This is a genomic window from Pustulibacterium marinum, assembly GCF_900116665.1.
In the GTDB taxonomy this organism is placed as follows: domain Bacteria; phylum Bacteroidota; class Bacteroidia; order Flavobacteriales; family Flavobacteriaceae; genus Pustulibacterium; species Pustulibacterium marinum.
This window is the reverse complement of the sequence record NZ_FPBK01000008.1, coordinates 164,775-179,636: the sequence shown is the minus strand read 5'-3', so window position 1 is coordinate 179,636 and position 14,862 is coordinate 164,775. Positions and strand designations below refer to the sequence as shown.

Annotated in this window: 10 protein-coding genes; 1 reads left to right on the top strand and 9 read right to left on the bottom strand. The window is 36.7% G+C overall.

Annotated elements, in window-relative coordinates:
* Positions 1-21 precede the first annotated feature (21 nt).
* Positions 22-8,097 (top strand): choice-of-anchor L domain-containing protein, encoded by an 8,076-nt coding sequence (locus BM383_RS11930; RefSeq protein ID WP_093025368.1) that lies wholly within the window; start codon positions 22-24, stop codon positions 8,095-8,097.
* Between the two features lie 86 nt (positions 8,098-8,183).
* Here the strand turns inward: BM383_RS11930 and BM383_RS11925 are convergent, their stop codons facing one another.
* The 9 genes from BM383_RS11925 to sufC all read right to left on the bottom strand — a co-directional run bounded on the left by BM383_RS11925 (position 8,184) and on the right by sufC (position 14,860).
* Entirely contained in the window at positions 8,184-9,077 is an 894-nt protein-coding gene (locus BM383_RS11925; protein ID WP_093025367.1) for a DUF3078 domain-containing protein, read from the bottom strand.
* A gap of 46 nt (positions 9,078-9,123) precedes the next feature.
* Complete coding sequence (locus tag BM383_RS11920) at positions 9,124-9,633, bottom strand: DUF2480 family protein (protein WP_093025366.1); 510 nt, start codon at positions 9,631-9,633, stop codon at positions 9,124-9,126.
* Positions 9,634-9,636: 3 nt separating this feature from the next.
* Positions 9,637-9,963 (bottom strand): SUF system Fe-S cluster assembly protein, encoded by a 327-nt coding sequence (locus BM383_RS11915; protein ID WP_093025365.1) that lies wholly within the window; start codon positions 9,961-9,963, stop codon positions 9,637-9,639.
* Between the two features lie 2 nt (positions 9,964-9,965).
* The gene (locus tag BM383_RS11910) at positions 9,966-10,388 is read right to left on the bottom strand and encodes a SufE family protein (RefSeq protein ID WP_093025364.1); all 423 of its coding nucleotides are present in this window, start codon (positions 10,386-10,388) and stop codon (positions 9,966-9,968) included.
* Between the two features lie 40 nt (positions 10,389-10,428).
* Positions 10,429-10,794: a hypothetical protein gene (locus BM383_RS11905; RefSeq protein WP_143106415.1), complete on the bottom strand. Its 366-nt coding sequence runs from the start codon at positions 10,792-10,794 to the stop codon at positions 10,429-10,431.
* A 149-nt stretch (positions 10,795-10,943) separates the two neighbouring features.
* On the bottom strand, positions 10,944-12,158 hold the full coding sequence (locus BM383_RS11900) for an aminotransferase class V-fold PLP-dependent enzyme (protein ID WP_093025362.1): 1,215 nt from the start codon (positions 12,156-12,158) through the stop codon (positions 10,944-10,946).
* Positions 12,159-12,168: 10 nt separating this feature from the next.
* Complete coding sequence (gene sufD, locus BM383_RS11895) at positions 12,169-13,476, bottom strand: Fe-S cluster assembly protein SufD (protein WP_093025361.1); 1,308 nt, start codon at positions 13,474-13,476, stop codon at positions 12,169-12,171.
* Between the two features lie 5 nt (positions 13,477-13,481).
* On the bottom strand, positions 13,482-14,105 hold the full coding sequence (locus tag BM383_RS11890; protein ID WP_093025360.1) for a hypothetical protein: 624 nt from the start codon (positions 14,103-14,105) through the stop codon (positions 13,482-13,484).
* A 2-nt stretch (positions 14,106-14,107) separates the two neighbouring features.
* Positions 14,108-14,860: a Fe-S cluster assembly ATPase SufC gene (sufC, locus tag BM383_RS11885; protein ID WP_093025359.1), complete on the bottom strand. Its 753-nt coding sequence runs from the start codon at positions 14,858-14,860 to the stop codon at positions 14,108-14,110.
* Between the last annotated feature and the right edge of the window lie 2 nt (positions 14,861-14,862).

Sequence of the window (14,862 nt, the reverse complement as noted above, 5' to 3'; positions counted from 1 at the left end):
TTTTTACACAAAAACCTACCGATGAAAAAAACTACACTTACTTTTTTACTACTCTTACTTACAGGTTTTTGCACTTTTGCGCAAACCTTAGAGCAAAATGCCAACTGGCCCAATGCCAACTGGAGCCTTACTGGCTCTTACAATTCAAGTTCCTTAGCATTGGAAGCGAACCCATTGGTTACATCAACCTTTAGTTATGATGACAATGATGCAGGATATTCATACTCCTCGACCATTGCAGCAGAATCTCCTGTAATAGACCTTACAGCTGCTTACAATGCAGAAGAGACCTGGATAAAAGTAGAAACAGAATACATCTACAATCATAGCTATAACGATTATATTCAATTACAATACTGGGATGCCGATAGTTCCTCTTGGGTTGATTGGGGTGATCCTTTAAATACAGACACTTACTACTATGCTTACAATAATTATTGTAGTTATAATAAAACTGATTTTGTTTCAGATCATTTGAACATCAGTGAGTTTACGAGTACACAGCTTACGGGATTTAAATACCGTATTTACTTTACAGACGGAGGAAACTACACCTATGGTTTTTGTTTTAACGCACCAACTATTTATTCTCAAACACCTCCGCCTTGTCCAAGTGTTTCAGATTTAAATGCTACAAATGCAACAGATACTACCGTAGATATTTCTTGGACTGAAAATGGATCTGCTACTTATTGGAATATAGATTATGGTCCTGCTGGTTTTACACAAGGTACAGGAACCAGTGTTGTGGCAACTTCAAACCCACACACTCTTAACAACCTTGAAAGTAATACCGATTATGAATTTTATGTTCAGTCTAACTGTATTCTTTATCTGGGAGATTGGGTTGGACCTTTTTCATTTTCTACCTTATGTCCTGTGTATGATGCGCCCTATACTCAAACTTTTGAAAATTACTACATCCCGGAATGTTGGAATCAAGGCTTAGACAATAATGAAAACTGGTATTTTTCCAACTCCAACTATAATGTAAATCTAGACGAAAACACTACAATTAGCGGAAACTATTTTGCTTATGTAGACAACTCTTATTCTCATAACGACGGAACAAGCTTGCTTACACCTTATGTGGATGTTTCAGCACTAACAACACCTGCTGTTCATTTCTTCTTAAACAGTGACTCCAATGGATATACCAATGTGGATTTCTCAGTAGATTTCTATGATGGAGCAACCTGGCATGAAAGTATATATACGAGTAATACAGACACAGAAGGTTGGGAATTGGTCTCGGTAGATCTTTCTTCCTATACCATATCCGGAGCGGTTCAGATACGTTTTGTTGTTGACGAGGGTGACTCTAATGGCTATTATGATGATGTTGCCATTGACGATGTTAAATTTGATGAACTAGACTACTGTTTTCCTGCATTAAACTTAACCGCAAACTATGTGGCTCCAACACAAGTAGAGCTTTCCTGGGATGATCTGGTAACTTCCACAAATTGGAATATCCAATATGGAGCTTCAAACTTTGGACTAGGAACCGGAACTACTGTGAGTGCTGATGCAAATCCTTATACGGTAACAGGACTTACATCCAACACTACCTATGATTTTTATATTCAAAACATTTGTGCAGATTCCAACAGTTCTTGGCAAGGACCCATTACAGTAACTACGCCATGCGAAGTAACAGCTCCTTATACAGAAGAATTTAGCTATAATACTCCATCTTGTTGGAACAATAACGACAACATATATCCTTATTGGTATTTCAGCACGTATAACTATTACTCAGGAAACAATGGAAACATGGGGGATAATAGCACTTTGAGCGGTCAATTTTTTGCTTATATTGAAGCTAATTTTATTAATGGATACGATGAAATTTCTTTAATTTCTCCCTACGTAGATGTTTCTGCGCTCAACCAACCGGCCATTCATTTTTTTGCTAATAGCCATGCACAAGGATATAATAATCTTGATTTTGCAGTAGATTTCTTTGACGGTACTGTTTGGCATAATGATGTATATACCAGCAACGAAAACACTGATGGATGGGAATTTGTTTCTATCGATTTGAGTGACTACACTATTACTGGTAGTGTAGCTGCAAGATTCACAGCTCAATACCCTGATTCAGGTTTTGCATACTACGATGATTTTGCTATTGATGATATCATGTTTGATGAATATGATATCTGTTTGCCAATTTCAACGGCATCAGCTAGCGATATCACATCCAATAGTGCTGAGCTTGATTGGAATTATACTGATGACAATACTTCTTGGAATATCCAATATGGAGTTACCGATTTCACCATAGGTGACGGCACCATAGTTGAAGCAGAAGAAGTTCCTTTTACTTTGACCGATTTGGAAGGTGCTACCACATACGACGTTTATATACAAAACACATGTGAATCAAGCGGAAATGTAAGTTCTTGGTTTGGGCCAATAACTTTTACTACACTTAACGCTCCACCACCAGCACCTGTAGGAATTACTTGTTCTGAAAATGAAGCAAATTACCTTTTTATAGAAGAGTTTGATGAAGTAGGACAATGGACAGGGGATGTGTCTTCTACAAACGGCTATGCAATTTGGGAAATTCCTGGTAGCAGCCAAAGCTCTTCAACTGGACCTTATCTAGCTTATAGTGGAGATAATTATTTAATGTTTGAATCTTCTGGAACTTACAGTGGTATTACTGCCGCTGCTGTTTCTCCCGGAATAGACCTAACTCAAGCCACCGAAGATGCTGAGCTATCATTTTATATGTTTTCATATGGTCAAGGAATGGGAACGTTAGAGGTCGGAATATCAACATCTCCTACAGGTCCTTTTACAAACATTTATTCGTACTTAGGTTCTTATCAAACATCAAGTGCATCTCCTTGGGTCCCAATAGGAATTGATATTTCAGAATACGTTGGTAGTACCATTTACATTGAGTTTAAACAAACTGCCAATGACACCTATAGTACATATGGTGATATGGCTATTGATTACTTGCGCATACAAGCCTGTGCAGATTTTTGTAACATTCCAACCGATATTTCAGTTTCAAACATTACTGGCACAACAGCCACATTGACTTGGGATGATTCAAATCTAAATACGGATGATACTTGGGAATACATCATTCAACTTGCTGGAGGAGATGAACCAACAAGCAATGGTACTTCTACAAATACAAATAGCGTAAATCTTTTAGGTTTAACACAAAACTCAAGCTACGAAGTATATGTAAGAAGTAAGTGTGATGATGATTTTTTTAGTGATTGGTCAAGCGTATATACATTTAGCACACCAATTATTACTGATTACACAGTAGACTGTAATGTTGGTCCAACAGTAGTTAATTATTGCTATGCTAATGATGAAAATATTTCATTCCACTTTACCGCATCAGACAATACCAATAATTTAGGAATTAACTTTAGTAGTGGAATGTTACAAGATGTAAATGATCAAGTAACAGTTTACGACTCAGATAACACCACTGTTTTATACCAAGGAAACGGAACTGAAGGCGACCTCAGCGGACTTAACTATGAAGCTACAGGAGCTGAAATTTACGTTACCATTACTTCTAACGCTACTGGAAGTTGCGAAGATGCAGATGAAGATGGAGTTCCATTAACCTTTTCTGTAAATTGTAGTACCTGTACAGCTCCTACTATTGATTATGTAGTGAATAGTGATTGCGAAAACAGCAGTACATTTACTATTGATCTTGATATTACCGATATGGGAGATGCTACATCACTTACTATTTCCGATAGTGAGGGGAATGCTCCTCAAATCGTAACATCTGCCAATACCTACAGTTTTGGTCCTTATAACAATGGAGATGCTATAACCTACTATATCCACAACAATACAGATTCTAACTGTAGCTTGATCAGTCCAATACTTGCGCAAACAGATTGTCCTGAAATGAGTATTTCAACAGATGAATACACCATTGATGAATTGATTACAGAAGTATTCATCAACTCATTTTGTTCTGAAGCTACCAATATCAACTGGGTTGGTGCCGCAACTAATGGCAATAATAGTATAGGGTATTTTGAAAACGGATATGCTTTTCCTATTCAAGAAGGTATCATTTTATCTTCAGGAGATATTGCCAATGCTGCAGGCCCTAATTCAACTAGTTTAAATACTAATTTAGGTCTTTCTTCAGACAGTGATTTAGAGGCCGTTTCCGGAGAATCTAATTTAAACGATGCAAGTTATATTGAATTCGACTTTGTTCCGCAAGTAGATCACATTAGCTTTGATTATATTTTTGCTTCAGAAGAATATACCTCTCAATATGAATGTAATTACTCCGATATTTTTGCCTTTATTTTAACCGATGAAGACGGTAATGATACAAACATAGCAGTAATTCCAGGTACTAACACTCCTGTAAAAGTGACTACTGTTCATGGAAATAGCGGGAGCAGTTGTGGCCCAATCAACGAAGAATACTTTGATCAATACAATCTTTCAGGATTAGGTGCTATAAATTACAACGGACAAACTGTTGTATTAACTGCTGAAGCAAACGTTATCCCTGGAGAAACATACCATCTGAAACTCGCTATTGCTGATGAAGGTGATGCTTTATATGATTCAGCTGTTTTCTTGGCTGCTTCGTCACTCAACTTAGGATTCTGCCCGCCCGACAATACAGACCTTTGTGATGTAACCGAATTAACTCCAGTTTCTCAGGAAAATGAAGGTTTGGTTGCGTCTAACGAATATCAGTTCTTATCAGCTTCTACAGAAGACAACGAGCCTGTTCCATCTTGTTTTGCAAATGGACTTAACGGAACCTTATGGTTTAGTTTTGAAGCTCCAGACTCTGGCGAAGTGAAAATAAATGCATATCCACTAGGCGGAGGAAATCAGGTAGAAATGGCTCTTTATGAAGCAGAAGACGTTACCTGTTCTGATCTTTCTACACTAGGTTCAGCAATTGCTTGTACATCTAACAATACTTCAATTTCTTTGTTAGGATCTAATGCTCTTACGCCTGGCAATACTTATTATATTCAAGTGAATAGAACTCCATATTCTCCTGATAAATTGGGGATGGAGGTTGTTGAATACTCTTGTGAAGCTGCTTTATACGACACTGCTAGCGTAGTGCCAGATTGTGAAAATAGTCAATTCTTTGTAGATGTTAATATTACCGATCTTGGAGAAGGCTCTCCAGTGATCACAGATGGCTCTTCTAACTGGGAGATCACATCAACCGGAACCACTCAGGTAGGTCCATTTACAGATGGGACATCTGTCAACCTTACTTTGATGATCGGAAGTATTTCTACATCATGTGACATAGATCTTGGAGCTTTTACAAATTCTTGTACTCCAGAAGCTATTGAATGTGCAACAAACGTAGTTTCGATTACTAATCCTACCTGTGGAAATTACGAAACTACCATTGTTTGGGATGCTACTTCTATGGCTTCCGGCTATTACTTAACCGTAGGCACCACTACCGGTGAAGATGATGTTCTAAGCAATGAAGATCTTGGAAATGTGACTTCTTATAGTATTTTAGGAACGGAAAACACTACTTACTATTATACCGTAACACCTTACGACAGTGATGGAAACACTCCAGAATCTTCGTGTACAGAATACACGTTTACAACCAATGCAAATGAATGTTATTGCGAATCAGAACCTCAAAATGTAGACGGTAACGGTATTACAGGAGTCAGCATTAATTCATCCTACATTAACAATGGTTTAAATGATGAGACTTACGTAGATTATACAAATACCAGCATAGATGTTACAGAACAAGTAACTGCATCAGTTCAAATTACCCTACAAACAGCAGTAGCGTATGACATTGCTCTTTGGATTGATTATGATAACGATATGACTTTTGATGATGACGAACTAGTAGGGAGTGCAACTTCTACAACCGCTAATACGTCAAACGTTACTATTTCTTTTGTTATACCTGAAACAGTTGTTGCTTCAGTGTATACCATGAGAATGATCGCAGCGCCAACAGGAACGGTTTTAAATCCTTGCTACAATGGGTCTTTAGGAACGACATTAGATTTTAGTTTAAACGTGACTGATTTTGTATGCGAAAGTCCAGCCTTTAGCGCTGCTACTGTTAATGAAGATTGTGACAATAGTGAATTTTATGTTGATGTTACTGTTACTGATATAGGAAACGGAGCTCCTTCAATCACAGACGGAACCGATTCTTGGGATATTACAGGGACTGGAATTGCACACATTGGTCCATTTGAAGATGCAACATCTGTAGACTTAACCTTCACAAATGGACTTGACGCTACTTGCGATGTGGCAATAGGGACTTTTACACATACTTGTCCTATTCCATGTTATGTAGCTAGTTATTCAGCGGCAACAATAAATGCTGATTGTGATAATGAGCAATTCTATGTAGACCTAGTGATTTCAGATATAGGCAATGGAATATCTACTATTACAGATGGAACCGATTCTTGGGATATTACAGAAACAGGAACATTGCAAGTTGGACCTTTCCAAGATGGTGACTCTGTAGATTTAACCTTAACAGGATCTGATGAATCTTGCGATACAACAATAGGCGCTTTTACTTATACTTGTCCTACTCCGTGCTATGTTGCCAGTTATTCAGAAGCATCAATAAATGCTGATTGTGACAATGAGCAATTCTACGTTGATGTTGTGATTTCAGATATAGGAAACGGGACCTCTACCATAACAGACGGAACCAATTCTTGGGATATTGCAGAAACAAGTACATTGCAAGTTGGTCCTTTCCAAGATGGCGACTCTGTAGATTTAACCATAACAGGATCTGATGAATCTTGTGATGTGGTCCTAGGAACTTTTACTTACACATGTCCTATTTCTTGTGTATTAGCTACTTTTGAAACTCCTACTGTTATTGAAGATTGTGATAATAATCAATTCTATGTAGAAGTAAACATAACAGATCTTGGTAATGGAACTCCAAGTATTTCAGATGGATCTACTTCATGGGTAATTTCTACTACAGGAACCATACAAGTAGGACCGTTCGTTAGCGATTCGTATGCTGAATTGGTTCTTAATCAAGGTGATGATAGCACGTGCAGTACGGACTTAGGAGTTTTTACCTATACGTGTCCAATTCCTTGTGAACCAGCTACAGTAGGTTTTACTTATATAAACGATGATTGTGATAATGACCAATTCTTTGTGGATGTAGATATTACAGCAACTGGTAATGGTTTACCTTACATTACCGATGGAACGGAAACTTGGGAAATCAATGGTATTGGAGCTGTTCAAGTAGGGCCATTCCTTAACGAATCGGTGATAACACTTAGTATAGCTTATGATGAAGATACTTATTGCGAAGGCATCAATTTAGGAACTTTTACATATGCTTGCGAAACGCCGCCTTCTAATGATGATCTTTGTAACGCCTTCGAATTAGATGTGCTTACCCAAGCCCAACAAGGTTCTACTAGTGGAGATGCCTTTACTACGGTAAATGCTACTGTTCAAAATGATGAGCCTATGCCAGATTGTTTCACCGCCGCAAATGGTTCTGTTTGGTTTAGCTTTACTGCTCCGGAAAGTGGAGAAGTTCAAATATCTACCGACATTCCAGGAGGTTCGCTTACAGATACACAAATTGCAGTTTATAGTAGTACTGAAGTTACATGTACAGACCTTTATTCGTTAACTGATTATCTTTCTTGTAATCAAGATAATGGAGTAAATGTTCCTAGCAATTCGACACTACAGCTTACGGATGAAAATGCTTTAATTCCTGGGGCTACGTACTACATTCAAGTAGATTATCTTGGAGATGCTGGTACATTTGGTATTGAAGTGATTGAACTAACACCATCTGCAGTTGGTGACATCAATGCTGTAGTTTTCAAATACTATCCAAACCCTGTAGATCAGAACAAACTTACATTGACTTCTCAAGAAGAAATCAGTGATGTGGTTGTATTTGATTTATTAGGGCAAGAAGTATTGAGATTAGCACCAAGCGCTACTAACTATATTATAAATATGTCTCAACTTTCTGCAGGTGCTTACTTTGTTAAAGTGACCATTGCAGATAAGACTCGAACTATTAAGATTATTAAGGAATAACATTATTTATATTCATAATCTAAACAAAAAGGGCTGCTAATTAGCAGCCCTTTTATTTTTAAGGTTGAGTTCTATTTTATTCAGTATTAAAAACCGTAATTAACACCTAAACCAAATACTTCTCTAATTTGAAATGCAGTAATTGCATTGTCATCATAAATTGCTTGAAACGTAAAGTTGGTAGATAGGTATTTGTTTATCTTCATTACTACATTTAAAGTATAATCTATATCTACATTTTGAGGATCTTCAATATAATTTGAATATAAATTTAAGATATTCTCTGCAGATACGTTTTCCATAATATTTACTTTGTAGTAACCAGAGATAGAAGCACCAAATTCAAAACGAGTTGATTTTCCTTGATCTACGCCAAAATAATCTCCGTCTTCATAACCTTCTGTAGTCGTAAAATCTTTATCCACAAAAACAAGTTTTGCGGTTGCCGGAGCTATGTTTACTTTAAGATTATTGCTTTTTTTCCATAACATACCAGGACCTATTTGTAAATATCCTGGAGACAAAAGATGTGTATATTCTGTTCTGGTTTCTTCCCCGTTTTCATCTTCCCCAAATTTGTATCCTTTTGCCATTTGAGTCTTGAAATTTAAGAAAGCAGAATAATACCAATTTCTAGTAGCTTTTTTACCTAAAATAGAATTAAACTCAAAACGGTCATTGGTTTTCTTCGCAAATTTTTCATCTTTTACTTTGGTTAAACCATAGTCTATAAGTATTTTATTATCCCAAGTCCAGTCTTTTTTGGCATAATTAAAATCATAACTTATTGATAAGTTACCGGCAACATTGCTGGTTCCACCACCAAGCCATTCAGCGTTAAAAGCAGACTGGTTAAACAATAAAGTAGCATTTCCTTTGGTTGTCCAGGTTGTGTCTTTCTCTTTTTCATTGTTTTGTTGTTGTGCATACGTTGCCAAAGAACTTACAAGTAATGCACCAAGCAAGTAGATTTTTTTCATAGTAGATGTTTTAAATGGATTTCTCTTAATGTATGATGATGAGAAATTATTTTTTATTCTTAAATAACGGAACTGAAGAACATGCTTCGCCATACATCAAACTTTTTGCAATGGGTTGAATTTTTTCAATTAAGAAGATGTATGCATTGTTAGGTACTGGTTTTTTAGAGCAACCTTTTACAATAACTGGAGCATTTTCTAAATGTGAAAAATCAGTATTGGTAATAATTTCTTGATATAATACCATTTCTAAGGTTTCAAGATTACCAATGACTACTTTTTTAGCAAATGGCATTAAATAGGTAGATAGCAACATAAATGTCCAAGCCGGAATAATAGCGTCTGAAGAGCAGGTAAGTGCTACGTAAGCGCTTTTATATTGTTCCCAATCATGGTTTTTGGCTTGCTCTCTAAAGTCTTTTTCCCTCAAAAGAAAACCTTCTAACAGCCAATCTTTAATATCAAAAACAATACGTTGACCTTTTGGATAAAAATCTTCTAGGTCAACGGTGATAAGTTTGCTATTGGCTACTCTGTTTACTATTTCGTCTGCCATAAACTATAAAAGTCCTAATTCTAATTTAGCTTCTTCGCTCATTAAATCTTGACTCCATGGCGGGTCGAAAGTAATTTCTACTTCGGCTTCGTTAACTTCGTCAATAGATTTAATTTTTTCTTCAACCTCTACCGGAAGCGTTTCTGCAACCGGACAGTTTGGAGTTGTTAAGGTCATTAAAACTTTTACGTCGTTGTCTTCGTTTACAAAAACATCGTAAATAAGTCCTAATTCGTAAATGTCTACAGGAATTTCAGGGTCGAAGATGGTTTTTAAAACTTCAACTATTTTTTCTCCTAATTGGGCTGTGTTTTGGGTTTCTTCACTCATGTTTATTTCAATTGAGTTTGGTATGCAATGGCATACATTTTAAGTTGTTTTATCATGCTAACCAATCCGTTGGCGCGGGTAGGAGACAAGTGTTCTTTCAATCCTATTTCGTCAATAAAATCGGTATTGGCTTCTATGATGTCTTTTGGTTTTTGGTCTGAAAATGCTCTAACTAAAATAGCAATAATTCCTTTGGTAATAATAGCGTCGCTATCGGCGGTAAAGGCAATTTTGTCACCGTCTAAAGAAGCGTGAACCCACACTTTACTTTGGCAACCTTTGATTAAATTATCATCGGTTTTGTATTGTTCGTCTATAAGTGGTAGCGATTTTCCTAGTTCAATCATGTATTCATAACGCTGCATCCAGTCGTCAAACATAGAAAACTCGTCTACAATCTCATTTTGAATTTCTTCTATAGTCATATTCAAATTATTTAAGGCAAAAGTACAAATAGATTATGGCTTATTCAACGGCTTCCTCCAGCGCTGTGATAGTATTTATCAAATCAGCAATTTCTTTGGGCGGATTTCCATGATCAAAACTAGCAGATGAATAGGTTTTATGGGCTTTTGTAACCAGCAAAGTTGCTGTTGCAGCGCCGTCAAACATACGCTTTTCTGAAGGCGCTTTTAGTGTTTTCAATGCTGAAAGGTCTACCTTATTTGCTTCGGTAACCAAGTTTTTCCAATCTTCTTTTGGAGTGAAAATCACCGTGTCTATTTGTTTTGCTGTTGATTCAATATGTGTTTTTTCTGAATTGATTTCTATAATCTGTCGGCTTCCACGGGTAAAACTTTCATAGCGAAAATTATAATCTACTGATTCCATTGAAGCTTGTTTTTTAGTTCCGCATGAAGCAGCAATACATGAAAATATAAAAAGAAAAACGAATCGCATAGTTGAAATTTAATAAGATAAGGTTACAAAAAAAGTACCTCAGAAAGGTACTTTTTATAAAAATTTTATGTTTTTGAAGTTTAGCTCAACATGTTTTTGGCTCTAACAACGCCTTCAAACAAAATGTCTATTTCTTCTTTGGTATTGTAAAATGCGAACGAAGCACGAACAGTGCCCGGAATGTTATAAAAATCCATAATAGGTTGTGCGCAGTGATGTCCTGTTCTTACGGCAATTCCTAGTTTATCTAAAATAACACCCATATCGTACGGGTGAATGCCTTCGATATTAAAAGAGATTACAGCAGCTTTATGATCGTTTGGACCGTAAATACGCAAACCTGCAATGGTAGAAAGTTTCTCTGTTGCATACTGAAGTAATTCGTCTTCATAAGTTGCAATGGTGTCAAACCCTACTGAATTCATATAATCAATCGCAGCTCCAAAAGCAATTCCTCCACAAATGTTAGGAGTTCCTGCTTCAAATTTATGTGGAAGATCGGCGTAGGTAGTTTTTTCAAACGTTACTTCGGCAATCATTTCGCCACCACCTTGGTAAGGTGGAAGTTTTTGTAACCATGCTTCTTTTCCGTACAACATTCCTGCTCCGGTTGGACCACACATTTTATGAGCCGAAACCACATAGAAATCTACATCTAATGCCTGAACATCTGCTTTTATGTGTGGCGAAGCTTGTGCACCATCAATTAAAACAGCAGCGCCAACCGCATGCGCTTTTTCAATTATGGTCTCAATAGGGTTGATGGTTCCTAAAGCATTCGATACATGATTGCAAAACACCAATTTGGTTTTTTCTGAAAGTACCGCTTCAAAAGTAACCATGTCTAGCGTACCTTCTTCAGTCATAGGAATCACTTTTAAGACAGCTCCTGTACGCTCGCAAAGCATTTGCCATGGTACAATATTGCTGTGGTGTTCTAATGCCGAAACGATGATTTCATCTCCTTTTTCTAGCAAAGCTGAAAATCCGTTTGCAACTAAGTTGATTCCGTGCGTTGTTCCGCTAGTGAAAATGATCTCGTGCGATTTGGCAGCATTAAAATGTTGTTGAATTTTAATGCGCGCCGCTTCGTATTTATCAGTTGCTTCCTGGCTCAAGCTATGTACGCCACGGTGAATGTTAGCGTTGTAATTGTGATAATAATCTACAATCACATCAACCACCTGATTTGGGGTCTGCGATGTTGCAGCATTATCAAAATACACCAACGGTTTTCCGTTAACGCTTCTGCTTAATATCGGGAAGTCTTTTCGTATTTCTTGTACGTTGATCACAAAGTGAGTTTTATTGGTCGAAACCTAAATTTACACCCAGTTTTTCTGCAATAAGTTTGTTAACGCGTGCCTGAAGTTCAGGAATGCGAACACTTTCTAATACATTGTTAGCAAATGCATACGTTAATAGTCCTTTTGCTTCTTTCTCAGGAATACCACGAGTTTTTAGGTAGAACATTGCTTCTGCATCTAACTGACCAATGGTACAACCGTGCGAACATTTTACATCATCAGCAAAAATCTCTAACTGAGGTTTGGTGTTGATAGTCGCAGTATCGTCTAATAAAATATTGTTGTTCTGTTGGAAAGCATTTGTTTTCTGAGCAATCTTATCTACATAGATTTTTCCGTTGAAAACACCCGTACTTTTTTCTGCAAAAATACCTTTGTAATTTTGGTGACTCTCACAATTTGGCTCTACGTGGTCTACCAACGTATAGTGGTCAACGTGTTGTTTTCCTTCTAAGATGGTAATTCCTTTCAAGGTAGAATCAATGTATTCTCCTTTTTGGTAGTAGTTCAAATTATTTCTGGTGATTTTTCCACCGAAAGAGAAGGTGTGCACGCTAGCGTTACTTTGTCCTTCTTGAGAAATATAAGTATTGTCTATTAACGAAGCCGTCAATTTATCATTCTGAATTTTATAGTAATCCAGATTAGCGTGTTTAGCAACAAACATTTCAGTAACCGCATTGGTCAAGGTAGCATTGTCGGTTAAACTTTGATGACGCTCAATGATTTGAACTTGTGCATTTTCTTCTACAACAACGAGGTTTCTAGGTTGAAGGAATAATGCATTTTCGGTTCCGGTAGCAAAATGTAATAATTGAATTGGCTTATCTGCAACTTTGCTTTTTGGAATATGAATAAACGTGCCTTCTTTGGTGAAAGCAGTATTCAAAGACGTTAAACTTTCGTCTTTTTTAGCAATGCTGTTGAAGTATTTTTCAATTACAGCTTTATGCTCAGCATCGTTCAATGCTTTGCTCATCAATGTAACTTCAAAACCTTCGGTATCGATATTTGATAATTCAGCATTGAAAACTCCGTCTACAAAAACCACTTTGTACGCATCAATTTCGTGTACAAAATAAGGTTTTACGTCTTCGAAGCTTAAAGTTGTTGCTGAAGTAGGAAATAAATTGAAATCAGTTTTTAAAACCGAATTCAATGAAGTGTATTTCCAAGCTTCTAGCTTTTTGGTTGGAAAACCAAGCGTTTCGAACTGTTCGAAAGCTTCCTGGCGAATTTGATGCGCAGCATCATTTTGCTCTTGAAGCGTTGCGAATGATGAAACTAATTTATCTTTTAAGTCCATTTTTTCTAACTTTTAAAAGGTAACCAAATGGCGCGATTTGCTTTTTTACCTGAAATTTTTTCTATTGATTCTATTATGAATGAATTTTCTGAAAGGCTTCCTGCTTGTATCACGGCTTCAACATTTCTTCCGGCAGCTTCCAGCATCTCTATTAGATTTACTTTCCACTTTCCGTTTTCTTTTTCAAACTGAAAAAAATAAGGAATGTCTTCGCCGTTCAGTTGCATTTGTGCAATAGCGTAATTCTCCTGAATGTCCGTTTCGCCAATGGTTAATTTGCTAATGTCTTCTTTGTGAATCCAACCGTTTCTCATTAAATATTCAAACAGAAATTGTTCGTTTAATTGAGCAGCTTCTTGTTTAGAAATGAGATGTCTTGTGGTTAAAATCCATAATTTTTCTTCAAAAGAATAAGAACATACTGTTGCGCTGTCTGCACTGTTGCTGGCCTTCCAGACTTCTTTATAAAAGTTGATGGTTTGCTTGTTTACCAGTTGAAATGCTTTGTTACCGTTTTTGTGAATTACCGCTTGTTGGTATTGTTTAAAAACAGTATTGATTTGCTCGGTTTCTTGTGAAAAACCTAGTTGAAAGCAATAAACGAGTATGGCAGCCAACCACCACTTCATGATTAGGCAGTAACTTCTTGCTTAATCCAGTCGTAACCTTTTGCTTCCAGTTCTAAAGCTAATTCTTTAGTACCCGATTTTACAATTTTTCCGTCATATAAAACGTGTACAAAATCTGGTACAATATAATCTAGCAAACGTTGGTAGTGTGTAATTACAATAACAGCGTTGTCTTTGCTTTTTAATTTGTTTACCCCGTTAGCCACAATTTTAAGTGCATCGATGTCTAGACCAGAATCGGTTTCGTCAAGGATGGCTAATTTTGGTTCTAACATGGCCATTTGAAAGATTTCGTTTCTTTTCTTTTCACCACCAGAGAAACCTTCGTTTAGTGAACGTGATAAGAATTTTCTATCAATTTCTAATAATTCTGCTTTCTCTTTAATTTTTTTCAACATATCGCTAGCTGGCATGTCTTCTAAACCTTGCGCTTTGCGAGTTTCGTTGATGGCAGTTTTGATAAAGTTGGTAACCGAAATTCCTGGAATTTCTACTGGATATTGAAAAGACATAAAGATACCTTTGTGTGCTCTTTCGTCTGCTTCCATTTCACCGATTTCTTCTCCGTTAAATTCAATGCTTCCTTCGGTTACTTCATATTCTTCTCTACCTGCAATTACAGAAGATAAGGTACTTTTTCCTGCTCCGTTTGGTCCCATAATCGCGTGAACCTCACCTGGTTTCACTTCGATGTTTAAACCTTTCAATATTTCTTTCTCTTCAATAGAAGCGTGTAAATTCTCTATTTTTAACATTA